The sequence below is a fragment of the Burkholderia sp. MR1-5-21 genome, assembly GCF_053427715.1.
This window is the reverse complement of sequence record NZ_JBSAXD010000010.1, coordinates 201,344-223,856: the sequence shown is the minus strand read 5'-3', so window position 1 is coordinate 223,856 and position 22,513 is coordinate 201,344. Positions and strand designations below refer to the sequence as shown.

Below are 22,513 nucleotides of genomic sequence, written 5' to 3'. Positions count from 1 at the left end.
CGGCCAGGGTCATGGAAAACGAAAGGTGACATTTTCCGACTAGGACGCTCTTCGTGGAAAGGTGACGTTTGCCGACCTGGCCTCGGTCGGTATGCGGTGATAAACGTCGGCCAGAAGCATGGAAAGACGAAAGGTGACTTTTTCCGACCTCCCCAGAGCAATGGTTGGAGAGCGACATTTTCCGACCCAGGTGTTGGCGAGCAGGGTAAGGTGACTTTTTCCGACCCGATCGTATCCGTCGCCGAAAGGTGACATTTTTCGACCCGTTAGAGCTATCGCCGAGCAGTGACGTTTATCGACCCAATTAGATCCGCCACTGAAAGGTGACAATTTCCGACCTGTTCGTGGAACGACCGCAGAAAGGTGACGCATTTCGACCTAACTGGCCAAGAACCGAGCGGTGACATTTCCCGACCCACGCGAAGACTGCTGCTGAAAGGTGACACTTTCCGACCTATCCCCCTTGTGAAAGGTGTTGTGCGGTGCCGCAGACAACAAAAGCTAGTGAGCACTTAGTGTCATTTGCCATCGGCAGGTCGGAATGCGTCACTTTTCCGATGGGCCTTTGTCGCCAAGCGCGTCAAACGGGATGGTTGAAGCCTTGGCGGGTCGGAAAATGTCACCTTTCATTGCCTCGAAATGCTCGATAAGACAGCTTCGTGGAGGGGGTTTGTTGTTTTGAGACAACTTTTCTAACGGACTTCTTTGTAAGACAGATAGTAGAACCGTTTGTAAACATCTTTGTAAACGCATGCCCGGATCCTGGAGCGCCTTTACTGACAAGGTTTTGCCGGGAGTCACAGTGAAGAAACTGTGACCTGATCCGACCCTCGTGTGACGCAATCCGACCCACCGTGGACAAATCCCGGGCCGGGAGTGACTGATTCCGACCGTTATCCACAACGGTGACTTGAACCTATCCAATGTCACCTTATAATGGTGACACCTCACCATCAAGGTCACCTTTGTGAGCAAAAAGGCGAAGCAGCAGACCGAGCCGGCACAGGTCGAGATCGTTGAGATCGAGCCTTTGCGAATTGAGCCATCGGATGAACCCGCGTTGGATACCGACGGGCGGGTCAAGGGTACTGTGGCGATGAGTCGCGCACTCGTCAATGCTCAGCAGGGGCTTACACTAAACGAGAAGCGCGTAATGATGGCCGCGCTCCGTTGCATCGATAGCAAGAAATCTCCGTACCTTCATGGCCGCGCGAACGGCTATGTCAGTGTTCGTGTTCGCGCTGACGAATTCGCCGCGCTTGCGGCACTCGCTCCGCGGTCAGGCGAGAAACAAGCGACTGCAGCGTACGAAGGATTGAAGGAGGGGTGCGCCAGCCTTCAAAAGCGCACGCTGACATACATGGATGGGCCGCGGAAGGTGATCTTGAATTGGGTCTGGAAGGCCGTGTATCACGAGGGCGAAGGTTGGGCAGAGATCTCATTCTCCCCCGATCTCACCCCCCACATTTTCATGTTGCAACGGCGGTTTGTCTCGTATCAGTTGGAGTTCGCACGGGGTCTTCAATCGCTATATTCATGGCGCCTTCTTGAGCTCCTGATGCGTGAGCGCGACCGCGGAAGGCTCCTCATTACGTTGGAGGATTTCCGGAATGTTCTTGAGATTCCGGACACCTACCGCTTTGCTGATATCAAGCGACGGGTCATTGAAACAGCAGTAAACGAACTGAATGCAAAAGCTGACCTCGTGATCTCGTGGACGCCGGTGAAGCTCGGTCGGGCCGTTAGCTCTTTGGATTTCAAGTTCGTACAGAATCCGCAGAGTCGTCTGGATTTGGACGACGATGTCGCAGTTGCCTGATCGTCGGTGCGATCTCGGATTGACTCTTGCTGTTCCAACGGACTTGCTCACTCCTGCTCAAACAGGAATAAAGGTGACTTCCTGTTTCGTTGAGGCCGGTTTCACCGCCGTCTTGCGACGGCGGCCAGAGCCTTCTTCTCCACAGGCTGGCACCGTGGAACTCACGGCCATGTTCTTGAGATTCACTGCGGCGTTCACGTCATGGTCGTGGATCGCGATGCACATCGGTCACGTCCACTTGCGTACCGAGAGCGGCAGATCATCCAGCTTGTGCCCGCCCGCCGAGCACGTTTTGCTGCTGGCGTAGTAGCGGTCGCAACCTCCACTCGCCCGCCTCGCATCGCGGCCTTGTACTCCAACTGCCGACGGAACTCTAAGAAGCCCATGTCGGCGACGGAGCGAGCCAGGTGACGGTTGCGCACCATGGCACGTAAGTTCAGATCCTCAATGCCGATCGAGTGGAACCAGCGCGTGAGGTCCGTCGTGAGCTTGTGTAGCCCGTCCGAGCGGATGGTCGCGATGCGCGTGTGCAGCTTCGCCAGCGCGGTCCTCGCCTTGCGGCGGTTGGCTTGGCCGGGTCCGCTGACCGTGCGCGACAGGTTGCGCAATCGATCCAGCAGCGCCTGGTGAGGCTTCGGACGGGGGACCGTTTCTCCGGTCGGGAGCGCAGCCAATGCCGACACCCCCAGATCGGCACCAACCACGCCGTGGTTTTCGGCGTTGGGCAGGTGAGAACTGTCGGGAGTGTCTACAGCGGTGTCGACGTCGCACCGGTCGGCTAGACGGTAGATCGTGGCCGATATGATCTTGGCAGAGAAGCGCAACGCCTCGGGCAGGCGTACCCAGCCAAGATTGGGGATGAACGTCATCTGCGCCGCGTTCTTCGTGACCTCCAGCATCCACGGGAACTGATCGCATTTGATCGCGTTGAGTTGCCGCCGCAATGCGGCCTGCGACGGCGTCGGCCGACTGTTGTCGACCGTCCAAGCCACGTACTAGGGCTTCCACTCGGCCAGCGCCCAGTCAGTGATACGTGCAGCGCGCCGTGCCAGCCGCGCGGGCCAGATAGGTGGCCTGCGCGGCGTTGGGGGCGAGCGCGATACGATGGGCGATCAGCATGTCTGTGCGCTTTCCATGGCAGCGCGTACGCCGTCGAGAAGCTTTTGTTTCTTGCGCGAGTGGCTGCCGGACAGCCTGGTGCTAAACACGGTGATGATCTCCAGTACATCTCTCGCCAGATCTTCTTCGAACGAGGTGTCATCACCCTGGTTGAGGATCACGACCTCGGCGATTTTCGCCTCGCAGGTGGCCAAGACCAGGCGACCGACTTGTTCATCGATGATCGCGTCGAGCGGCTGCTCGAGGCCCATCTTGTGGTCGTGCACGCCGGAGCCGAGATCCGCGACAATCTCGAACGTCCATCCCTACCGTGCACAGTACAGTTCGTGTAGCTGCATATGCCGCTACAGGTCGTCCTTCTGGTCGTTATTGGACACGCGGGCGTAGGCGATGGTGCGTCGCGCTGCAACGGGGTGTGGAATCGCTCAGGCCACAAACGCGCAAGGTATAGCGTCGCCTACGCCCGGCGTGCGCTAGTCAGGAACGAGGGTGTCTTCACGCTCTCAGCGCTGCAGCGTTTGCGCCGCGACGCCCGGAAACTCGGCGGCTTCGCGGATGCTGACGATCGTACGGTACATGCTCAAAATGGATGCAAGTGAGTAAGAACGCGCTATTACGCTGTCAGCAGTTTCAAACCTCCCCTACCGCATGAAGTTTGTGGATTCCCAGGTTTGGTTACCCGTTGCTCCCGCAGCTACGCTAGAGGAAGCACAATTTTGACTGGTCTCTGATCAGGCGCGGGTTGGGCGAAACCCGTGCGTAGCTACCTTTGCATAACTAATTGTGCGGCCTTTCCCGCTGGCGTACATGTGCCGATTCGGTTATTTGGTGGAAGAACAACGGATGGCAGATGCCGTACGGGTTCGTGCCGAACACTTCCGCGGCCGCCGGGGAATGATCTGGTAGCGCCTTATCAGAGCGTAGCGCACGGCGACGGACATGTTCGTCGGCGACTGAGTCGTCGACGTTGTGAACTCGATCATGAAAGTGGAATTCTCGGCCACGGACACGTCGTGACCTGGCTTACCTCGAAATCCCACATTTCAAAGCCACTCGTGGTCCCCATGCCCCAGAAGTTCAGTAAGGGCGATCGTCGGAAGGACCTATAGATACCCCGTGTCTCTGTCTGTCGCCCGAGGAAGCAGGCGCGTCGTTCGGATTGATTCGCCAAATGTTTAACTATATCGGCCTATCCTTTCGGACATGGGATTGCTTGTCAATGTCCTCCATCTGTCGCTACTCAAAAGCCGACGGCGAAGGTGTGGATTCGAGAGTCCGATGCATGAGCTCTGGTTTACTTCTACGCCTGGATTTTTCTTAGGGCCAATGCATATCGTCCATTGGGCCATACCTATGGTTCGTCAAGTCATGGGTACGCGGCGTTGGCCCACATCTATGGTTCAGGGTGTCTACGATTTAGCTTAGTCAGTTGTTGAAAATAGCCCGAATCCTGAGATCGTAACTTTGCACGTGCAAAGGCCGGCCAGACGCTTTCCGTTTCCTGGTTGCGTGTGAGCAATTCTCCGAATCGGCGGATTCATCGAAACCGAGCCCGTGATCGCGCGCTAGGGAATCAGTTTTGCACGTGCAAAATCGACGCTAGTTGCGAACGTGTCGGGGAAGCTCCACGAAGGTCACAGTTTCTACTGGAAACCGATGTTTGCCGTTGAAATGTGAGTCGCGTCGAGAGTGTGATCCGTGTGATCGTGCTCAGAACTTTGCACGTGCAAAGTTCTCGAGATACTGAAGCGGCGTTCCGGGCGGGTCGTCTACGAGAGATCCGATGGGGCTTTGCACGTGCAAAGTTTCTGCATCCTCAAATACATTGGGAAGTCGATATGCCGAAAAATAACGAACCGATAGAAGCCAAGATCATCTTGGTCACGAATCAGAATCCGGGATGCATGTGAGCAATTCTCCGAATCGTTAGCTGGTGGCGAAACTTTGCACGTGCAAAGCTCGCCGGACGCTTTCGGCTTCCGAAATGCTCGGGAATGATTCTTCCGGCCGACCGATACGCAGAGACCGAGACGTGCTCATTGGCTAAAAGCTCAGTTTTGTACGTGCAAAGTTTCGCCAGGCACTTTCCATCTCCGAAGTGTTAATGAGCAATTCTTCGGGCCGCAGGATACGTTGAGCCTGAGAATGTTGGCTGAGGGTTCATGAACCTGTTTTGCACGTGCAAAGTTCCGCCGAGCGCTTTCGGTTTCTGGATCGTTCGCGAGCAATTCTTCGAAACAGTAGGGCTATAACCACTTAGACGGCACGTCCGACGATGCTGAAGGCCACGCATGGCATCAGTTTTGCACGTGCAAAGTTCGACGCTAGTTGCGAACGTGTTGGGGAAGCGCCACGAAGACTACAGTTTCCACTGAAAACCGATGTTTGCCGTTGAGATGTGAGTCGTGCCGAGAGTATGATCCGTCTGATCGTGCTCAGAACTTTGCACGTGCAAAGTTCTCGAGATACTGAAGCGGCGTTCCGGCATGTCACCTTTGCACGTGCAAAGTTTGCGGGCGTTCCGGGCGGGTCATCTACGAGAGATTCGATGGGGCTTTGCACGTGCAAAGTTTTTGCATCCTCTAATACATCAGGAAGCCGATATGCCGAAAAATAGCGAACCGATAGAAGCCAAGATCATCTTGGTCACGAATCAGAAAGGTGGTAGTGGGAAAACAACAACATCTGTAAACATCGCGTCCGGCCTGCACGAGATGGGCGAATCAGTTTGCTTGATCGACGCGGATCCGCAGAACAGCGTCGTTTCGTGGTTTGCGGCAGGTGAGGGGCAAATCCCCTTCGCCTATTCAAACCTTGCCGGAGCTGGAAAGGGTATCCAAAACGAGATCCGCAAACTTGTCGACAAGTACACCTACATCGTGATCGATGGGCGGCCTCAGCTCGCTGTCGATATCGCGCTCCTCCTCATTATCTCCGACCTTGTTGTGTTGCCATTGAAGCCGTCCGTCATGGATTTCCACGCAACGGAACCGCTGATCCGTGAGATCGAGAAAGCGCAAACGCTTAACGAAGGCTTGAAGTTCAGGCTGATGATCAATCAGATGATGGGGGCACAGCGGTTGTTGGCGCGGGCATGTGAGTCTGCGATCCACGAGCGTGGCTATCCGTTGCTGGACACCCGGATCGCATATCGGGAGTGCTATCCCCAGGCCTATGCGTTCGGGAATACCGTTTTCGACAACAAAGACCGTGCTTTCAAGCAAGCCGCCTCGGAAGTCAGGCAGCTTACTGCTGAAGTTGTGTCGATTCTTCAATAAGGTGAATCATGGCCGATAAACGATCCCGAATCCTCGCCGCGTTTGACCGGAAACCGGACACGCCCTCCGTGAGCGAACAGAACTCCCCGCTCAGCAAAGCGAGGAACAAGTTCGATATTGCGAACGAGGTCGCGCAAGCAACAGAGGACTCCCCGCCGCACAGCGCACCTGTTGTGTCGCTGAATCGCGCGCACGAGGTAAGGGCAGCTTTGTCAGATGATCTGAGTCCGGAATTTCGTGCCTGGTGCATTGCGACAGGCTATGTGCCCGGACAGACGATCGAGATCGAGCTGACAGCAGTTAAGGATTCACCTTACAACCCACGGCACTTCTATCCTCAGAAGACGTTAGAGTCGCTTACCGCGAACCTGGCTGAGCAGGGGCAGCAAACGCCGATTCACGTGATCCCGGACTATCAGAATCCAGGGGCTTTCATCATCAGCGATGGTGGTCGCCGCACTCGCTCACTGAGGGCGTTGAAGATCACAACGGTCAGGGCAATCGTTGTTGATCTGCCGATCGGAATCCAAAGCTACAAGATGGGTTTCGATCTGAACACGCAGCGGGAATCCCAGACACCGTTCGACAATGCCGTGAAGTGGCGACGCATGTTGGACGATCGCTTGTTTGCCACACAGCGAGAGCTGGGCGAAGTCCTTGGAATCAACGAAGGAACGATCGCGCAAACGCTGGCTTTGGCGAAGCTTCCGGAGGAGCTGTTGATGGAAATGGTCGTCACCTCGGAATACTTTGGCCTTCGTCTCGCATACGAGGTGGTTAGGTACTACGACAAGACCGACGAAGATCTGGGGCGGACGCTTGAGCTAGTCCGAAAGATTGTTCGAGAAGAGCTTAGCCTTCGCGATGTCCAGCGGGTGATCGCTAAGGACGTCGGCACGCCAACCAGAAAGCTCCGTGGACAGCGGGCGGTGTTCAACCATCGAATCGAATACAAGCTCCCTTCTGGTGAGGTTGCCGGTGAGCTGAAGACCTATGGCGAAGATCGGCTTGATCTGCAACTGAAGGGGCTGACTCCAGATTTGCGAGCCGCGTTGCAACGAAAGATCGAGGAAGTGCTTCAACCGCTGCGTGGCGCGCCGACAGACGCGGATACAACAGTAGGCTGAAGCAACACGCTCGCAGTTGTTGCTCGCGTGCCCTTCGCGCTGCGCCGTTGGTGAAGTATCCGCAGCGGCCGCGCAGTTCTGACCTATCTGATCGCCTTGAGGCGAACCATTCGAAAGCATGTCTGTCGCGCCTATTTCAACAAAAGTACCTGACTCGTTGCCCGAGAGCCGACGTGTGTACGTTCGCGATGTCCGAATGCCTTGGCCGATTAGAGCGTCTGCGTGCACGCTGGCCCTTATTGCGACGTCGACCTCGGCTTGGATCTCGTACCTCGCGGGAATGGAGCGTGGAGACTGGATGGCCGAGAAGGTCGCATGGGTTGCGATTGGCCTGGTTCTGATGCTAAGTGCTCACCTGATCCCTGCGCTGACGCGTGCGGCAGGACGCGTAGTCCGCCTTGCCGCGATCGTTGTGTGGGCACTCGCAGTTGTCGCGACCGGGTACACGCATGCGACGTTCTTCGTCAATGCTCAACGACACGCAGGGGAAGCGCGTGCTGCCCACATTGGAGAGGTTCACGCCGCGCCCGAGTCGGTCGATTCCCGTGGCCGCCCAATTGAGCAGATCGCGAACGACCGCGCGAGGGTGGAGCGGGATCTCGCATCAGTCGGCATCGCGCGTTGCACACGCGATTGTGCCGCGGTAGCGGCTCGAAAGGCCAGCTTGGAGGCAAGGCTAATCGCATTGAATATCGAGCTCGATGCTGCGCGACGTCGGATGCGCATTGCCGACGACGCGGCCGCAGCGAGTGCCCGCGTGTTGGCGCGCCAAGATGCTGCGATCGTTGATCCCGTCGTATCTCGTCTCGCACAACTGGTGAACGTTGGAACTGGAACGCTTGACCTGATTCTTGCCTTGGCGATGGGTTGGTTACTCGAAGCAATCGCCTGCGTTTCGTGGTTCGTCGCGTTTCTGGCGCCGACAGTTCCGTTGGTCAGCTTTGGTGGTGTGGCTGACCGTTCTCCTTCGGCGTCGCGATTGGCATCGGCCGAACGAATTCAAGGCGCAGCGGACGCTTTCAGTACGTCAGCGACCCCAGTCGTCGCACCACGCGATGCTCCGGCTGCGAACGACTGCGCCGCTTCATCTGAATCAATGGCAGAGCGAGCCGACGCTAGCCAGCATTCCTGCGATGCCGGAACCGGCGCACAGGAGGGGCTTAAGCGCGATGAAGGCCGTCTCGATACGGCGAGCGAACTTGAGCGTCTGGCGCACGCAATGCGCGACGGCGCGGTTCGTCCCACGATCGCGGGCATTCGATCGTACGTAGGGTGTACGGAGGGGCGGGCCGTGGCATTGCGTAGACAGCTTGCTGTCCTTAATCCCGAGCTGCTGTCGCACGGTATCTCGCCGGCCGCGTAGCGACACGGGAGCCTGCGCACAAATCGGTGTGAAGCAGCGTGAGATTGCAAGGGGACCTTATATACTGAATTTTCCTCGGCGTCGCTAAGATCGAGGCGGCCGGGTCGATGACCACCAAGCTAGCAAGAAGGGGGTAACCGGTGGCGCGTAATGCATCCCTGATCCCGTGCGACCAATTATCAGGCGACACATCAGTGCCGTGGAACAATCAGGGTGAGATTGGGAATATCCTGAGGGGCATGGTGGATAAGGCGTTTCAGGGGTTTTGTACGCCAATTGCGCCGATGTTTCACGTCAATATGAACCCACAAACCTCAATTGGCACTGTCGATCCTCGTTTGGGGACAGGTGGGTTGCAAGTCTGACAATTTTGTATTGATAGATATGTATTTTGTGGTATTTGAAACGTCCAGAGGGGTCTCTTAGGCTGCCAAGGATTGAAATGCCGGGGGCACACATGACAAGGTCCGGACGAACCACTGTAGCAGCGGGGCGAACATTATGGGAGACACATGGCAATTTCAGATCAGGATCGCAGTTACGGCGGAATTGGCGGCGACGTTGCGCGATGACCCCGCGTGTGCGACGCGCGGGCCACTTCGCGATCTACTGCGTGCACACAACGCATCGTTGAAGTGCCAGCTCGACGCTTTCACCGATTACCTGAACGAAGCAGAGAAATTCGGCCCAGAAAAGTATCCGCTGTATGAATGGACGAGGGAGACGGTCGCGAATCCAGAGAAAAGGACCCGATACATGCGGTCCTTCACTGTCTATGTCGACGGCGAGGAGGTCTACCACAAGGAGATTGCCGATCTGCTGGAATCGAAACTGTCGTCGTTGGTCGGCAACGACGGAATCGAGCGGGTGGTCAAATACGACACAAATCCGGCGAACAGCCCGCAGCCACCTGAACAAGCTCGGTAGCGACAATTGACGTACATACGGTTGGCGCTGATTCCAGCAACCGCGTTCCATGCGGGAGTTCCGGTGATACGCGTAGACGCGACCGTGCAAAAGTTGGGGGGGCCCCCAAGGCCACGCGCGGGCACCCTGGTCGACATGGAGAGAGCCAATGTGCTAAGGCGCGACTGACTTGGTCGGCGCGGTCCGCAATATCCTGGCGATGTGGACCCCCATAAACGTTCACCTTTCACGCGAGAGTTTTGCACGTACAAAACCGTGGACCAAATTTAACGGAGCGCAAAATCTTGCGGTGTGGCGGTTGACCCTGCCGTGTCGGGTAGCCGGACGCGCGTAGACGAGAGCGTGCAAAAGTTGGGGAGGCTCTCAACAAGTGCCGCGTATGCTTTCTGTGGCGGTGCTGGTTTCCTATAGAGTAGCCTGAACAGTCTCGCAATGCTCGGAGCCAAGCCATGCGATTGATCATCGAAGCAAGGTTGGTCGACTGCGAGAGTGACCCAGTCGACGAGGGCGACGGGGTTCTGGCCGTCATTGAGCGTCCTGACCTTAGCCTTACGGAATTGGGGCTGACTCTCGCGGAAGGGCGGACGCTGCTGGCAAAGGTGCAGACCGAACTTATTTCGAAACAAGTACAGCGGTGGCTCGCAGGCCAGACTCATTGTGAGAGCTGCGGTGCGGCCTTGAGCCACAAGGACAGCCGCTCGACGGTGCTGCGCACCGTCTACCGCAAAGTGGCCGTGAAGAGTCCGCGGCGGTGATCGTGTGCGTGTCAAGGAACTGCGCAGACAGAGCGGCGTGTGGTGCATCCCTTGTCGAAAGCGCTAACCAGACGCGTCACGCTGGAGCTGGAATACCTCCAGGCGAAATGGGCCGCACATTTACCCTACCGGCAGGCGACGGCCATGCTCAAGGAAGTGCCGCCGTTGGACAACGGCACCTCGTCGAGTGGCATCCGGGATCGGATTCTTGACCTTGGAAAGCGGCTCGACGCTAATATAGAGCGCGACATCGCGCAGCTGCCCGAGGCGGTTGCAGACCAACAGATTCGCGAATGCAGTCATGTCGCCGCCGTGAGCGTCGACTCGGCGTGGCTGCGCAATTGCGATCCCGGAAGAGACCCTGGCCGCCACGTGAACATCGTCGCGGGACGGGCGACGTTCACTGACGGTCCTCCAAAACTATATGCGTATGTGCGCAAGGAGGTGACCTCGGCTGCAGCGCGACTCGATCAGTTCCTCAGCCGGAATGGTGTGGCGAGCGATGAACGCGTGACCGTGATCAGCGACGACGCCGGTGAATTTGGGAAGACGGTCGAGGGCAGTCAGCTGGCTCGCGGTCGGATTCTCGACTGGTTTCATATCGCGATGAAGTTCCGGGCGGCGGAGCGTTCCGTGTTCGGCAGCCAGATGATCGACTCGATGGAACGGGAGTCGGTGGAAGCCGAGATCATCCACGCGAAATGGCTGGTATGGCATGGAAAGGGCAGCAAGGCGTTGGAGCGGATCAAGGCACCGGACAGTCGGCTCCTGGCGAGGGAGGGATACGAATTCAAAACGCTTTGGTGGAATCTGAACACTGTCTCCTGTTACCTGAAGAAGAACGCGGGCACGTTGGTCAACTACGGCGCCCGGCATCGCAAGGGCCTGCCGATTAGCAGCAGCATCGCCGAGTCCGCGGTGAACCAGGTGGTTAGCTACCGTATGGCCAAGAAGCGACAGATGCGCTGGACAGATGAAGGCGCACACTGCATGGCGCAGGTCAGGGTTGCGGTTTTGAACGGCGAATTCTCGCCTCATCGCATCTCGACGTTCAAGACTGCCGATACGGGTTACGGCAAATGCGTCGGGCGAGCGTCCGCAGGCAGGCAGCCGTCGATGGACAGAACAGACCGCGCAATCATGCCATAAGCTATGGATACCTGACGAAATCACCATCCCCAAGTTTTGCGCGCTCTCGCCTACGCGAGCACGCGCGCGGCGCCGGTGACGAGTACGACTCGGTCGGACATGGTTCGTGGCTCCATCGGTGAGGTGCGCGTGCGCACTGGTTGACGGTTACGCGGCGAAGGCCGCCTCGAAGCGTGCGGCGACCGCGCAGACCTGCTCGTCGGCGCCCTTGCGCCCGACGATCTGCAGCCCGGCCTTGAGCGGTGAGCCGGCGAGCGGCAGCGGCACGCTGATCGCCGGATGGCCGCTCAGATTGAACGGTCGGATCAGCGCCGACATCGCGATCACGGAAACGCTGTCGCGCACCGCGTCGAGCGTGACCGGCAGCGCCGGCAGCGTGGGCAGCACGAGCACGTCGGCGGATGCCAGCGCACGTTCGAGCTGCTCCGTGAAGCGCTGGCGCACCTGTTCCGCATCGGCGAGCTGGCCGGGCGTCGTTGCCGCGGCCGCGCGCAACCGCGCGTCGAGGTCGGCGCCGAGCTTGCCCGTCCCGACGAGGTGACCAAAAGCGGCGAACGTTTCCGCGTTGATGACCGACAGTCCCGCATCGAACGCCGCCTTGAAATCGTCGAGCACGATCGCATGCGACCGGCATTCCGCCTGACGAATTGCCGCGTCGAGCGCGGTAAGGATCGCCGGGTTCGCATCGACGGAGACATGCGCGACTGTGCATTCCGACATCGGTTGCAGCGCGCGCGCCCGTTCGAAACCGGGCGCGATTGCCGCCATCGCGGCCGCCAGCGTGCCGACGTCGCGGGCGAACGGCCCGACGCAATCGAGCGTGGTGTCCGTTGGCGCGACGCCGCGCCGCGACACGCGTCCGAAAGTCGGCTTCAGGCCGATCACGCCGCAGCAGGCAGCGGGGCCGCGAATCGATCCGCCGGTGTCGGTGCCGAGCGCGGCGTCGACGGTGCCGAATCCGACCAGCGACGCTGACCCGCTCGACGAGCCGCCGGGAATCAAGGCCGCGTCCTGCGGATTGAGCGGTGTGCCCGTGTAGGCATTGATGCCGGTCATGCCGAACGCGAGTTCGTGCATGTTCGCCTTGCCGGCGATCTGCCAGCCGGCGTCGAGCAGGTGTTGCACGACGTCGGCGTGGCGCGCGGCGGGCGGTGCGTCGGCGAGCGCGCGGCTCGCGGCAGTGGTCGGGTGACCGGCGATGTCGATCGTGTCCTTGATCGCGATCGTCGGGCCGGGGTTGCCCAGCGTGAAGGTGTCGATGAAGCCTGTCATGGGGAGCTCGCGTGGTGGCGGTCGGGTGAATTCAGGAACGGGCTGCGGCTGCGAGTGACCACGGGCCATTCATCAGCCGTTCCGTACGGAAATGCCGGATCAGCCAGGTCGTGCCGTCGGCGGCGGGAACGAAGTCGATGGTCAGCCGCGCGGCGATCAGCTCGGCTGACCCGTCCGCATAGCGCGATGCCTGCAGCATGATCCAGTGGCCGCATGCGGTCGCACCGTCGCCGGAGACGTCGATCGATTCGGACGTCAGAAAATGCACGTTTGCGGAGAAGTGCGGATCGGGCGGCAGATAGCGCTGCAGCATCGCGACGATTTCCGCCGTGCCCTGCAGACAGCCGAACTCCTTCGCGTACTGCGGGCCGATGCCTTCCCAGATCGCATCGGCCGCAAACAGGTCGGCGAGTGCCGGGCCGCTGCCGGCGTCCTCGGGCACGTCGCACAGCGCCATGTAGCGCGTCATCGTCGCGCGCACCGCGCGCTCCGCCTCGAGCATCGCGACGCGCGCGGCGAGCGTGTCGAGCGAAATGGGCGAACCGGTCGCGAGGGGAGGCATCGCGCGCCTCACTGCGCGGGCCGCGCGGCCGGCGTAACGGTCAGCGCGCGGCCGACCCGCGCTTCGATCTTGCCGTAGCGCCACAGGTTGTATTCGCCGACCGGGGTCGTGCGATACAAGTTGCGGACCGCGACCGCGGTATCGAAATCGGCGACGTCGGCCATGATGTAGAACGTCCACGGCGCGCCGTCCGACTGGCCGACGACGAGGCGGTCGTCGTCCATCACGCCGAGTACGCGCACGCCGGGCATCGCCTCGACGGCGGCGAGCATCGCGCCGTACGCCTGCCACACTACGCCGATCTTCTCGCGCGGCAGGTCGAAGAAGTTTTGCGTGACGCCGCAGCAGAACAGCACACGCAGCGGTAGCGGATTTGTATCGGACATGGTGATGAACTCCGTCGCGAAAACGGGCAACAGGGTGGGTTACAGGTAGCCGGGAAACGGCGCGACGCCGGTGAACACCGCGCTCGCGCCGTCGAAGTTACCTTCGGCGAGGAACGCGTGCTGCGTGACGACCATCGCGTCGCGCAGCAGGCGCAGCAGCGGATGCGTGCGGTAGACCGCGGGCGTTCCGCCGAGCCGATACGCGCGCTCGACGACGCTCGCGCCTTCGCGTGCGATATGCGTCGCGGCGAGACGCAGCAGGCTGACCTGGTCGGGCGTCACCGGATCGCCGACGAGAATCGTGCGCCGCACGCTGTCCGTCGCGTCGTAGAAGAACGCGCGCGCCGAGCGCAACTGCGCTTCGGCTGTAGCAAGCACGATGCGGAAGTACGCGCGATCGGCAAGGCGCGGCGCGCCGGTCGTCGTATTGCGTCCGTCGGACATCCGGTTCGCGACGTCGAGCGCGGGCCGCGCGAGGCCGAGATTGACGACGGCCAGCACCTGCGCGGCGTAGGCGATGGTCGGATCGCGGAACAGCGGGTCGTACGGCACGACGGCTCGACGGGCTGGCTGCGCATCGCGTGCCGGCAAATCGCGATCGACAACGGCCCCGGCTTGCGCGACCGCGTGCTCGATCGCCTGTTCGACGGCTTCTCGTCGTCGTAGGCGGGCGGCAACGGCATCGGGCTGTCGACCTGCAAGAGCATCGTCACGCGTCACGGCGGCCGGATCGTCGCGAAACCGGCCGACGCCGGCGGTCTCGATTGCCCCTTGGCGCTGCCGCTGGTGGGGGCTTAGCCGTATTGCCGTGCGCGCATCGCGCGCGGATCGCGGCGGCACGGCCTGCGGGCGGGGCATGGTCAGCGTCCGAGCGCGCGCGCCGTCTTCCCGCCGATACCGAAATCGGTGTTCGGGATGTCCTTGATCATCACGCGAATGGCCTGCAGCGGCGCGTCGAGCACGTGCGCGCTCGCGTCCGACAGCGCGGCGATCAGCGCGCGCTTCTGCTCGTCGGTGCGTCCGGCGATCAGGATCGCGAGGATCACCGGCAGCGACGGAGGCGCGCCATCGGCCGCGCTGCGGCCGCCGAGGCCGATATGCGTGGCGGGCAGTTCGGTCAGCAGGATCCGCACGGATTCCGCGGGGGCGCCGATCGCGCCGACGGTCGCGTCCGTCAGGCGCTGAATCAGGTCGGCCTTGCGCGTGTCGGCGTGTCCCGCCGGCAGGAAGACTTCGAGTGTGGGCATGAGAGTCAGGGCAATACGTGAGCGGTTCGATGCGGGTTCGCCGTCGCGCTGGCGATGACGAACCCGCCGGCGCTCAGAGCAGGAAGCCGATCGCGCTCAGCGCTTCGGTCGAATCGATCAGGCGCACGACCTTCTCGGCGATCCGCATGTCGCCTTCGGCATCGATGCGCAGCCGGTGCGTGATGTCGGCGCCGAACAGCGTCGCCGCGCCGCGCTTGTACGCGACGACGACCTGTGCCGATTTCAGCTCGATCGTGTCCGCCGCGCCGCTCTCGAGCGTGAAGCGCGACACGGTGCGCACGGTACGCGCCGCGTCGGATGCGGACGCCGAATAGCCGGACGTCATCCGCTGCACGCGCTTCTCGCGCATGTCGTGATCGTCGTACACGTAGTTGAGCGTTGCCGCGAAATCGGTCGCGGCCGGATCGATCGGCACGACGTAGTGGCCTGCCGGATCCCACAGGTCGAGCCACGTGCGATAGTCGCGGCGGTCGAGCAGTTCCGCCTCGCGCCACACGAATTCGACCGCACGGGCAAAGGTCTGCTGCGAGTAGAGTGCGTTTCGGTCGTCCATCATGCCTGCTCCATCATCTTGCGCCATTGTTGGTATGCCTCGCGCATGCCCGTCTCGTCGGTTGCGTGCGCGGTCTTTTCGCCGTTCGGGGCCGTGGTTTCGCGGTTCAGCCCGCGGTTGACGAGGATCGGCACGTCGGGCCCCGCGTGCGCGCCGCGCTGTACGCGTTCCCACGCCTCGGCATCGTCCGGGCTGCCGAAGCCGAACGGGCCCTGGAAGTGTTCGTGAATGCGCAGCCGCACGCGGTTCGCCTCGTCCGGGCCGCCGTCCATCGCGAGCGCGACGTGGCGGATCTCGGTCTCGTGCGCGGAAATCGGCCGCAGCACGCGGAAGAACGCCATCGACAGCGCGAGGTTCGGGAACAGGTTCAGGTTGAAGCCCACGCCCATCAGCGAGCGCACGATCCGGCGCACTTCTTCCGGCGAGTGACGCTCGGCGAGCGTCGCGGCCAGTGCATCGAAGCGCTCAGGCAGCGGCGCGCCGTCGTCCTGGTCGAGGTCGACCAGGTCCGGCACGAGCACCGCGAGGCTGTGGCCGTTGCCGAGCGAGCGGCAGAACGCGTCGTCGCTCGTCATGAAGCTCGTGATCGCGGCGGCGGTTTCGTCGTCGATCGACTTCATCCACGACTTGTGGACGACCGGGAAGTGATACAGGTCGGTGGTGTTCTCGAGCTGGATCTTCCAGTTGCCCTTGAACTTGAACTTGTGCTCGCCGTTCGCCTTGATCGGGTAGCCGGCGCCCTGCTTCATGAACAGGTCGATCCACGGCTTCGCGCCGCCGAGAAAATCCTCGAGCGGCTCGATGTCGTCGTTGAAGCTTGCGAAGATCAGGCCCTGGTAGACGCCGACGCGCAGCTTTACGAGCGGCAGGTCGCCTTTCTCGCAAACGCCTTCATAGCCGTCGCCATACGGCAGCGCGCGTAGCGCGCCGTCGAGCGCGTACGACCAGCTGTGGTACGGGCACGTGAAGCCTTTCGCGTTGCCCTTGTGTTCCTCGCAGACGGTCGCGCCGCGATGGCGGCAGCGATTCTGCAGCACGTTGATCGCGCCGGTCTTGTCGCGCACGACGATCACCGGCTGGCGGCCGATCGTCGTCGTGACGAAGTCGCCCGGCTGCGGCAGCTCGCTTTCGTGCGCGACCCAGATCCAGGTGCGGTAGAAGATCCGTTCGAGTTCGGCCTCGAACAGGGCGGGATCGTGATACATCGCGGGCGCGATGCGATCGGCCTGCGCAAGGCCGCGCAGCGCGCTGGTGTCGATCGTCTGATAGGAAATGTCGCTCATCGTCGTCGTGGGGAAAGAATCGCGAAGCGGTCGCGAGGTCTCGGTTGCGAGCACGGGTACTGGCAGCGTGATCAGTCTCGTCCTCGGCATAACATCCGTCAAATTGATCTAAAAACGATTATCAAATAAACAGTGTGGATAATACGGCAGTGCCGGCATTCAGAACTTGTGCCGCATGCCGATGCGCACCGTGCTCTGGCGATCGCTGGTGGACGGCGTCAGGTTGTTGATCGCCGCAACCGCCGCGTTGCCGGTCGAGTCGGTGCCCGACGCCTTCTGATAGACGCCGATCACGTACACGTCGGTCCGCTTCGACAGGAAGTAGTCGGCGCCAATGGCACCCTGGTAATAGCGGGCGCTCTGCGCGGATCGCGTCGCGGTCGCCGCGCCGCCCCCGGATGTGAAATCGAACGCGGTGCCGAGCACGAGCGCGGACGTGAGCTGGTACTTGAAGTTCACTTCGACGTTGTCGAACGTCGCGTGCCCGCGGTAGCCGAGCGGATTCGGCCCGGACGCCGCCGTATCGCCGAGTTGCCGGAACTGCGTGTTCGAGTAGGTCGCGCCGAGCGTGGCCGCGCCGATCGCATAGGCGGCGCCCACGGCGGCGACCTGATAGGTGCGCGCGGACGCATAGCCGCTGTACACCGGCGACGAGATGAAGTTGCCGCTCGCGGTGGCCGCCGTGCTCGCGCCGTTGTCGCCGAAGAACCCGACGTTCGGATTGCGCGCGTTCAGGTACGCGGCGCCGGCGGTCAGCGGGCCGTTCGCATAGCCGACGCCGATCGACCAGACCTGGTTGCGCGTCGCGTCGCCGGCGATGCCGCCGAGGCTGTACACGCCGCCGAGCCGGAATCCGTAGAACGTCGGGCTGGAAAACTTGATCGCGTTGTTGACGCGATACGCGTTGTTCAGGTTGTCGACGTCGCCCGGATGCGCGGTGACATACCCGCCCCACTGCGTGCCGGCTTCGAATGGTCCGACGAAATCGACGACGGAGTCGTACTGACGGCCGGCCAGCACCGTTCCCCATCCGCCCGACAGCCCCACGTATGCCTGGCGTCCGAACATCAGCCCCTGCGTACTGCCGCGATTCTTCTGGCCGAGCGAGCCGGTATTCGGATCGAAGCCGTTCTCCAGCGTGAAGACCGCGCGCAGCCCGCCGCCGAGATCCTCGCTGCCGCGCAATCCCCAGCGGCCCGCCTGCATGACGCTGCTCGACAGGCCGTACAGGCTGTGTCCGCCGGCGTTCGACGTCCAGCCGACGCCGTCGTCGACGATGCCGTAAAGCGTCACGGCGCTCTGCGCATGAACGGCCCCTGCGAACACGGCGAGCATGCCTGCCGTCAACGGATTCAGTTTCATATGTTTGTAATCCTTATCAATTGATCGATGGAAGAGCGGGGAACGGGAAATGGCGGGGTCCGGACGGGCCACCGTATTCGCATGCGGCCGTCGTCGTCCGGTGCCGAGCAATCTAGGGCGTCCAATTCAAGCGCGCAAATCGATCAAATAAGGGTAGCTGGATCGGCCGGACTGATAGGCGGCCGGCGTGCATCTCGAGCCTGCTCGCGACCATGCACGCGATTCATGGTCGGCATTTTTGGCGGGAATTTGACCGTGCTTGACATGGCTCTTATCGTTGGTCCGGCGTAGCGAACAGATTCGAGCGCGGACCTGCCAGTCGGATTCCCCATGAGCAGGATGACTGACTTTATTTCTCCGAACCCCATGAACTCACCAGCGCCCACCTCACCGGTCACGCTTTCCGCCTCGCGTCGTTCGAGCGCGGTCCGGCGTGCGGTCATGACGGCCGTGCTCGGCCAGGTCCTCGAATGGTACGACTTCTTCCTGTACGGAACGGCTGCCGCACTGATCTTCGGTAAGCTGTTCTTTCCGGTCGGCAGCGATCCGCTGACCGGGACGATCGCCGCGTTCGGCGGATTCACGGTCGGGTTTATCGCGCGACCAATCGGCGGGCTGATCTGCGGCCACATTGGCGACCGCTACGGCCGCAAGACGGTGATGATGCTGACGATGTTGACGATGGGCATCGCCACCGTCGGCATGGGGCTGCTGCCGACCTACCGGGAGATCGGGATCGCCGCGCCGGTCGCGCTCGTGCTGTTGCGGGTGCTGCAAGGTCTTGCCGCAGGCGGGGAGTGGAGCGGCAGCATCCTGCTGATCCACGAGAACGCGCCCGCGTCGCGGCGCGGCGCGCTGGCCGCGTGGAGCCCGTGCGGCGCCGCGTTCGGGTTCGTGCTGTCGACCGCGGCATTCCTGCTGGTTCAGCAGCTCGCGCCGGCCGATCTCGAAAGCTGGGGCTGGCGCCTGCCGTTCCTTGCGAGCGTCGTGCTGGTCGCGCTTGGGATGTGGATGCGTCGCTCCGTCGGCGAGAGCGCCGCATTCGCAGAAGCGAAATCCGCACACCGTGCCAGTGCCACGCCGATCGTCGACGTGCTGCGCGAGTGCCCGCGCCAGGTGCTGACCGTGTTCGGCCTGCGATTCGGCGAAGGCGCCGTGTCGTATCTGTTCTTCGCGTTCTCACTCGCCTACGGCAAGTTCATCGGGCTCGATTCGAAGTGGCTGCTGAGCGGTCTCGTGATCTCGATGCTGCTGATGATTCCGGTGACGCTCTTCACGGGCCGCCTGACCGACAGGATCGGCCGCAAGCCGGTTTACCTGATCGGCGCGATCGCCGTCGTGCTGGTCGCCTACCCCTATTTCGCGTTGCTGAACTCCCACCAGTTCCCGCAGGTCCTCATCGCGCTGATCCTCGCGAACAGCGTCACGATCGGCATCCTCGAAGGCGCGCAACCGGCGTTCATCAGCGAGCTGCTGCCAGTGCACCTGAGGTTCTCGGGGCTCGGCATCGGCCGCGAGATCTCGTCGGTGCTCGGTGGCGGGCTGTCGCCGATGATCGCCACCGCGCTGCTCGCGCACTACCGTAGCGCGACGCCGATCGTGATCTATCTCGCGATCCTCGGTGTGGTCACGGTCGCCGCCACGTGCTTCGCACCGGAAACCTACCCGAAGGCGCAGCGCGACCTCAATGCGGCCGCGTCGCGCTGACCGTTTCGTCTTCCTTTCCCACGACTCTTCATTTTAGGAATGCATCATGCAGGTCGATCAAGCCATCCATGAAACGATGCCGGACGATGTGTCCGGCCACCCGCGCGGCGTTGCGGCGCATGCCGCCGACGCGGCGCCGCTGCCGCTCGACGCCGTGATCGCCGAGGTCGAGCGCCGCCGCGACGAGTTCGACCGGCTGTCGCACGTGCCGCGCGACATGATCGCGACGATGAAGCGCGCCGGCATCTTCCGCGCCGGCACGCCGCGCCGCTTCGGCGGCGACGCGTTGCCGCCGCACGCGTTCCTCGCGATGCTCGAACGGATCGCGATCGCCGACGGCTCCGCCGCGTGGGTGGCGGCATTCGGCTCGGCCAATACCTACCTTGCCGCATTGCCGCTTGAGACGCAGCGCCAGATTTATGCGGACGGCCCGGACCAGGTGTTCGCCGGCGGGCTCTATCCGCTGCAGCCTGCGAGCCCGGCGCCGGGCGGCTACCGCGTGTCCGGACGCTGGCGTTTCGCGAGCGGGTGCAAGGGCGCCGACTGGATCGGCGTAGGCATCGGCGGTGCGCCGGCCAACGGTGGCGCTCCCGGCAAGCCGTTCACGGCCGTCTTTCCCGCCGCGGAAGTCGAGATCGTCGACAACTGGCAGGTGGTCGGCATGCAGGGCACCGGCAGTCACGACCTCGCGCTGCACGACAAGTTCGTCCCCGCCGAATGGACGTTCGTGCGCGGCGGCGAGCCGACCGTCGATGAACCGCTGTACCGCTATCCCGCCGTGTCCTACCAGGCGCAGGTGCATGCGGCCGTGAACGTCGGACTCGCGCGCGCGGCGCTCGATCTGCTGACGGAGATGTCCGGCGTGACGAAAACGACGACCGGCGCGCCGCGGCTCGCCGATCGCGCGTACTACCGCGCGGGGCTCGCGAAGGCCGAGGCGAACTGGCGCAGTGCACGCATGTTCTTCTACGACACGGCCGAAACGGTGTGGGCGCTGCTGTGCGCGGGCAATCCGGTGTCGGCTTCGCAGGCCAACCTGTTGCGACTGAGCGCGACGCATGCGGCGCAGGTATGCGCAGAGGTCGTGATGCAGGCGTATCAGCTCGCCGGCACGGCCGCGATCTATCGGGAGAGCCGCTTGCAGCAGCTCGTGCGCGATTCGATCGTGGTCACGCAGCACGCGTTTCTCGGCGAAGCGACCTACGACAACGCCGGCGCGGTGTTCGCCGGCATCGCGCCGGTCACGCCGTATCCGTGACCCGCGTATCGCCACGCACCTTTGCAACTGGAGCCTTCGATGAACGACACGATCAATCAGGACGAGACCCGCCGTCACTTCCGGGAAGCGATGTCCCGCCTGCCCGCCGCGGTCAACGTCATCACGACGGACGGCGAGCACGGCCGCTGGGGCATCACGGCGAGCGCGGTCTGCTCGGTGACCGACACGCCGCCGACCATGCTGGTCTGCATCAATCGCAACAGCCGCGCGCACGACATCATGCGCGGCAACGGCCACGTCGCGATCAACCTGTTGCCGCCGGCGTGCCAGGACATCGCGCAAGCGTTCGCCGGCATGACGTCGGCGCCGGCGGGCGCGCGTTTCGACGGCGATCACTGGCGGTCCGGACTCACCGGCGTGCCGGTGCTGGCCGAGGCCAACGTCAGCCTCGAAGGGGATATCGTCGACAGCAAGGTCGTCGGGTCGCACACGGTGATGTTCGTGCGGATCGACCATATCGCGCTGCGTTCGGAAGGCGACGGGCTGATCTATTTCGGCCGGGCATTCCACCGGCTCGCGCATCCGCTCGCCGCCTGCGCGAGCGGCTCGGGCGCGATCGGGAGGTAACGCATGGAGGTATGTCTTTTCCTGATCGCCGATCACGATGGCGGGCACGCGCTTTCGTCTGCCGCCGGCGAGGCCGCGTCGGCATTGCGTGCGGCTTCGGGGTTGAAGCGGCTCGTCGCGCATCGTCCGATCGCGCTGCACGCGGATCCGGCGGATACCGCTCCGCGCCCGCCGGCGCCGTCCTGCGTGCTGCAGTGCTACTTCGACGAACTCGCTGCGCTCGAGGCGATGCTCGTGCCGAACGGGCCCGCACATGCGTTCGTCACGCATTGCGATGCGCACGGCCATCGCGTCGCGCAACAGGCGATGGCCGTGCGCCGGATCGGGCCGGATCGCACGCGCGGCGCGCGTGAAGCGGACGAGCGATGCACGTACCTCGTCGGCTACGACGGCCACGCGCACGACATGAATGCGTGGCTCGCGCATTATCTCGATCACCACCCGCCGCTCATGCTGCAACTGCCGGGCATCCGCGAGATCGAGATCTACACGCGTGTCGACTATCGATCGGCGCTCGCGGTGCAGCGCGCCGACGCGATGCAGCGCAACAAGGTCGTATTCGATCACCCCGATGCGCTCGTGAACGCGCTGGCGTCACCGGTGCGTCGGATGATGAGGCAGGATTTCGACGCGCTGCCGCCGTTCGCGGGCGCGACACCGCATTTCCCGATGGCGAGCCGTGTTTATGAGATAACATCCATTCGATAGTGCGGCCGGCGCACTGACGACGAACGGGC

20 protein-coding genes and 3 pseudogenes are annotated in these 22,513 nt (G+C 62.2%); 12 read left to right on the top strand and 11 right to left on the bottom strand.

What is annotated here, in order from left to right; translation table 11 throughout:
• The first annotated feature begins 967 nt into the window (after window positions 1–967).
• Entirely contained in the window at window positions 968–1,819 is an 852-nt protein-coding gene (locus tag ACV229_RS16455; protein WP_448084156.1) for a RepB family plasmid replication initiator protein, read from the top strand.
• A 194-nt stretch (window positions 1,820–2,013) separates the two neighbouring features.
• On the opposite strand, the gene ACV229_RS16450 is transcribed toward ACV229_RS16455, so the two are convergent.
• From ACV229_RS16450 to ACV229_RS16440, 3 genes and pseudogenes are all read right to left on the bottom strand, one after another.
• Complete coding sequence (locus ACV229_RS16450) at window positions 2,014–2,811, bottom strand: RNA-guided endonuclease InsQ/TnpB family protein (RefSeq protein WP_448084155.1); 798 nt, start codon at window positions 2,809–2,811, stop codon at window positions 2,014–2,016.
• A gap of 31 nt (window positions 2,812–2,842) precedes the next feature.
• A complete protein-coding gene (locus tag ACV229_RS16445) occupies window positions 2,843–2,938 on the bottom strand; it encodes a helix-turn-helix domain-containing protein (protein ID WP_448084154.1) in 96 nt (31 codons plus the stop codon).
• A pseudogene (locus tag ACV229_RS16440) lies at window positions 2,932–3,336 on the bottom strand (recombinase family protein); the annotation flags it as partial. The gene ACV229_RS16445 and the pseudogene ACV229_RS16440, both read right to left, overlap by 7 nt.
• A gap of 2,205 nt (window positions 3,337–5,541) precedes the next feature.
• On the opposite strand from ACV229_RS16440, the gene ACV229_RS16435 reads away from it, so the two are divergent.
• From ACV229_RS16435 to ACV229_RS16410, 6 genes are all read left to right on the top strand, one after another.
• Window positions 5,542–6,216 (top strand): AAA family ATPase, encoded by a 675-nt coding sequence (locus ACV229_RS16435; protein ID WP_448084153.1) that lies wholly within the window; start codon window positions 5,542–5,544, stop codon window positions 6,214–6,216.
• A gap of 8 nt (window positions 6,217–6,224) precedes the next feature.
• Window positions 6,225–7,343: a ParB/RepB/Spo0J family partition protein gene (locus tag ACV229_RS16430; RefSeq protein WP_448084152.1), complete on the top strand. Its 1,119-nt coding sequence runs from the start codon at window positions 6,225–6,227 to the stop codon at window positions 7,341–7,343.
• Between the two features lie 298 nt (window positions 7,344–7,641).
• Window positions 7,642–8,706, top strand: coding sequence for a hypothetical protein (locus ACV229_RS16425; protein ID WP_448084151.1), 1,065 nt, complete (start codon window positions 7,642–7,644; stop codon window positions 8,704–8,706).
• 501 nt (window positions 8,707–9,207) lie between these two features.
• Window positions 9,208–9,633: a hypothetical protein gene (locus tag ACV229_RS16420; protein ID WP_448084150.1), complete on the top strand. Its 426-nt coding sequence runs from the start codon at window positions 9,208–9,210 to the stop codon at window positions 9,631–9,633.
• A gap of 449 nt (window positions 9,634–10,082) precedes the next feature.
• Window positions 10,083–10,388 carry a hypothetical protein gene (locus ACV229_RS16415; RefSeq protein WP_448084149.1) on the top strand — a complete coding sequence of 102 codons (306 nt, stop codon included), beginning with the start codon at window positions 10,083–10,085 and terminating at the stop codon, window positions 10,386–10,388.
• Between the two features lie 144 nt (window positions 10,389–10,532).
• Window positions 10,533–11,537 (top strand): hypothetical protein, encoded by a 1,005-nt coding sequence (locus ACV229_RS16410; protein ID WP_448084148.1) that lies wholly within the window; start codon window positions 10,533–10,535, stop codon window positions 11,535–11,537.
• 147 nt (window positions 11,538–11,684) lie between these two features.
• On the opposite strand, the gene ACV229_RS16405 is transcribed toward ACV229_RS16410, so the two are convergent.
• The 4 genes and pseudogenes from ACV229_RS16405 to ACV229_RS16390 form a co-directional block, all read right to left on the bottom strand.
• Window positions 11,685–12,809, bottom strand: coding sequence for an amidase (locus ACV229_RS16405; protein ID WP_448084147.1), 1,125 nt, complete (start codon window positions 12,807–12,809; stop codon window positions 11,685–11,687).
• 31 nt (window positions 12,810–12,840) lie between these two features.
• Window positions 12,841–13,371 carry a nuclear transport factor 2 family protein gene (locus ACV229_RS16400; protein WP_448084146.1) on the bottom strand — a complete coding sequence of 177 codons (531 nt, stop codon included), beginning with the start codon at window positions 13,369–13,371 and terminating at the stop codon, window positions 12,841–12,843.
• 8 nt (window positions 13,372–13,379) lie between these two features.
• The gene (locus tag ACV229_RS16395) at window positions 13,380–13,757 is read right to left on the bottom strand and encodes a hypothetical protein (protein WP_448084145.1); all 378 of its coding nucleotides are present in this window, start codon (window positions 13,755–13,757) and stop codon (window positions 13,380–13,382) included.
• Between the two features lie 39 nt (window positions 13,758–13,796).
• A pseudogene (locus ACV229_RS16390) lies at window positions 13,797–14,300 on the bottom strand (acyl-CoA dehydrogenase family protein); the annotation flags it as partial.
• Window positions 14,301–14,351: 51 nt separating this feature from the next.
• Between ACV229_RS16390 and ACV229_RS16385 the strand changes: the two are divergent.
• Window positions 14,352–14,555: pseudogene (locus ACV229_RS16385) on the top strand (ATP-binding protein); the annotation flags it as partial.
• Between the two features lie 62 nt (window positions 14,556–14,617).
• Here the strand turns inward: ACV229_RS16385 and ACV229_RS16380 are convergent.
• The 4 genes from ACV229_RS16380 to ACV229_RS16365 form a co-directional block, all read right to left on the bottom strand.
• On the bottom strand, window positions 14,618–15,004 hold the full coding sequence (locus ACV229_RS16380) for a 2-hydroxymuconate tautomerase family protein (RefSeq protein WP_448084144.1): 387 nt from the start codon (window positions 15,002–15,004) through the stop codon (window positions 14,618–14,620).
• 73 nt (window positions 15,005–15,077) lie between these two features.
• Window positions 15,078–15,581, bottom strand: a complete 504-nt coding sequence (locus tag ACV229_RS16375; protein WP_448084143.1) for an aromatic-ring-hydroxylating dioxygenase subunit beta — start codon at window positions 15,579–15,581, stop codon at window positions 15,078–15,080.
• Entirely contained in the window at window positions 15,578–16,861 is a 1,284-nt protein-coding gene (locus ACV229_RS16370) for an aromatic ring-hydroxylating oxygenase subunit alpha (protein ID WP_448084142.1), read from the bottom strand. Before ACV229_RS16370 ends, ACV229_RS16375 begins: the two co-directional genes overlap by 4 nt.
• A gap of 159 nt (window positions 16,862–17,020) precedes the next feature.
• Entirely contained in the window at window positions 17,021–18,223 is a 1,203-nt protein-coding gene (locus tag ACV229_RS16365; RefSeq protein WP_448084141.1) for a porin, read from the bottom strand.
• Between the two features lie 366 nt (window positions 18,224–18,589).
• On the opposite strand from ACV229_RS16365, the gene ACV229_RS16360 reads away from it, so the two are divergent.
• The 4 genes from ACV229_RS16360 to ACV229_RS16345 all read left to right on the top strand — a co-directional run bounded on the left by ACV229_RS16360 (window position 18,590) and on the right by ACV229_RS16345 (window position 22,484).
• On the top strand, window positions 18,590–19,930 hold the full coding sequence (locus ACV229_RS16360; RefSeq protein ID WP_448084140.1) for an MFS transporter: 1,341 nt from the start codon (window positions 18,590–18,592) through the stop codon (window positions 19,928–19,930).
• A gap of 76 nt (window positions 19,931–20,006) precedes the next feature.
• Window positions 20,007–21,188 carry an acyl-CoA dehydrogenase family protein gene (locus tag ACV229_RS16355; RefSeq protein WP_448084187.1) on the top strand — a complete coding sequence of 394 codons (1,182 nt, stop codon included), beginning with the start codon at window positions 20,007–20,009 and terminating at the stop codon, window positions 21,186–21,188.
• A gap of 39 nt (window positions 21,189–21,227) precedes the next feature.
• The gene (locus ACV229_RS16350) at window positions 21,228–21,776 is read left to right on the top strand and encodes a flavin reductase (protein WP_448084139.1); all 549 of its coding nucleotides are present in this window, start codon (window positions 21,228–21,230) and stop codon (window positions 21,774–21,776) included.
• Between the two features lie 3 nt (window positions 21,777–21,779).
• Window positions 21,780–22,484 carry an ethyl tert-butyl ether degradation protein EthD gene (locus ACV229_RS16345; protein ID WP_448084138.1) on the top strand — a complete coding sequence of 235 codons (705 nt, stop codon included), beginning with the start codon at window positions 21,780–21,782 and terminating at the stop codon, window positions 22,482–22,484.
• The last annotated feature ends 29 nt before the right edge of the window (window positions 22,485–22,513 follow it).

Coding starts and splice junctions, on each gene's coding strand:
- ACV229_RS16365 (WP_448084141.1), bottom strand. CDS start 18,223: ATGAAACTGAATCCGTTGACGGCAGGCATGCTCGCCGTGTTCGCAGGG.
- ACV229_RS16380 (WP_448084144.1), bottom strand. CDS start 15,004: ATGCCCACACTCGAAGTCTTCCTGCCGGCGGGACACGCCGACACGCGC.
- ACV229_RS16435 (WP_448084153.1), top strand. CDS start 5,542: ATGCCGAAAAATAGCGAACCGATAGAAGCCAAGATCATCTTGGTCACG.
- ACV229_RS16430 (WP_448084152.1), top strand. CDS start 6,225: ATGGCCGATAAACGATCCCGAATCCTCGCCGCGTTTGACCGGAAACCG.
- ACV229_RS16425 (WP_448084151.1), top strand. CDS start 7,642: ATGGCCGAGAAGGTCGCATGGGTTGCGATTGGCCTGGTTCTGATGCTA.
- ACV229_RS16360 (WP_448084140.1), top strand. CDS start 18,590: ATGAACTCACCAGCGCCCACCTCACCGGTCACGCTTTCCGCCTCGCGT.
- ACV229_RS16370 (WP_448084142.1), bottom strand. CDS start 16,861: ATGAGCGACATTTCCTATCAGACGATCGACACCAGCGCGCTGCGCGGC.
- ACV229_RS16375 (WP_448084143.1), bottom strand. CDS start 15,581: ATGATGGACGACCGAAACGCACTCTACTCGCAGCAGACCTTTGCCCGT.
- ACV229_RS16420 (WP_448084150.1), top strand. CDS start 9,208: ATGGGAGACACATGGCAATTTCAGATCAGGATCGCAGTTACGGCGGAA.
- ACV229_RS16410 (WP_448084148.1), top strand. CDS start 10,533: ATGCTCAAGGAAGTGCCGCCGTTGGACAACGGCACCTCGTCGAGTGGC.
- ACV229_RS16395 (WP_448084145.1), bottom strand. CDS start 13,757: ATGTCCGATACAAATCCGCTACCGCTGCGTGTGCTGTTCTGCTGCGGC.
- ACV229_RS16415 (WP_448084149.1), top strand. CDS start 10,083: ATGCGATTGATCATCGAAGCAAGGTTGGTCGACTGCGAGAGTGACCCA.
- ACV229_RS16350 (WP_448084139.1), top strand. CDS start 21,228: ATGAACGACACGATCAATCAGGACGAGACCCGCCGTCACTTCCGGGAA.
- ACV229_RS16355 (WP_448084187.1), top strand. CDS start 20,007: ATGCCGGACGATGTGTCCGGCCACCCGCGCGGCGTTGCGGCGCATGCC.
- ACV229_RS16345 (WP_448084138.1), top strand. CDS start 21,780: ATGGAGGTATGTCTTTTCCTGATCGCCGATCACGATGGCGGGCACGCG.
- ACV229_RS16400 (WP_448084146.1), bottom strand. CDS start 13,371: ATGCCTCCCCTCGCGACCGGTTCGCCCATTTCGCTCGACACGCTCGCC.
- ACV229_RS16445 (WP_448084154.1), bottom strand. CDS start 2,938: ATGCTGATCGCCCATCGTATCGCGCTCGCCCCCAACGCCGCGCAGGCC.
- ACV229_RS16405 (WP_448084147.1), bottom strand. CDS start 12,809: ATGACAGGCTTCATCGACACCTTCACGCTGGGCAACCCCGGCCCGACG.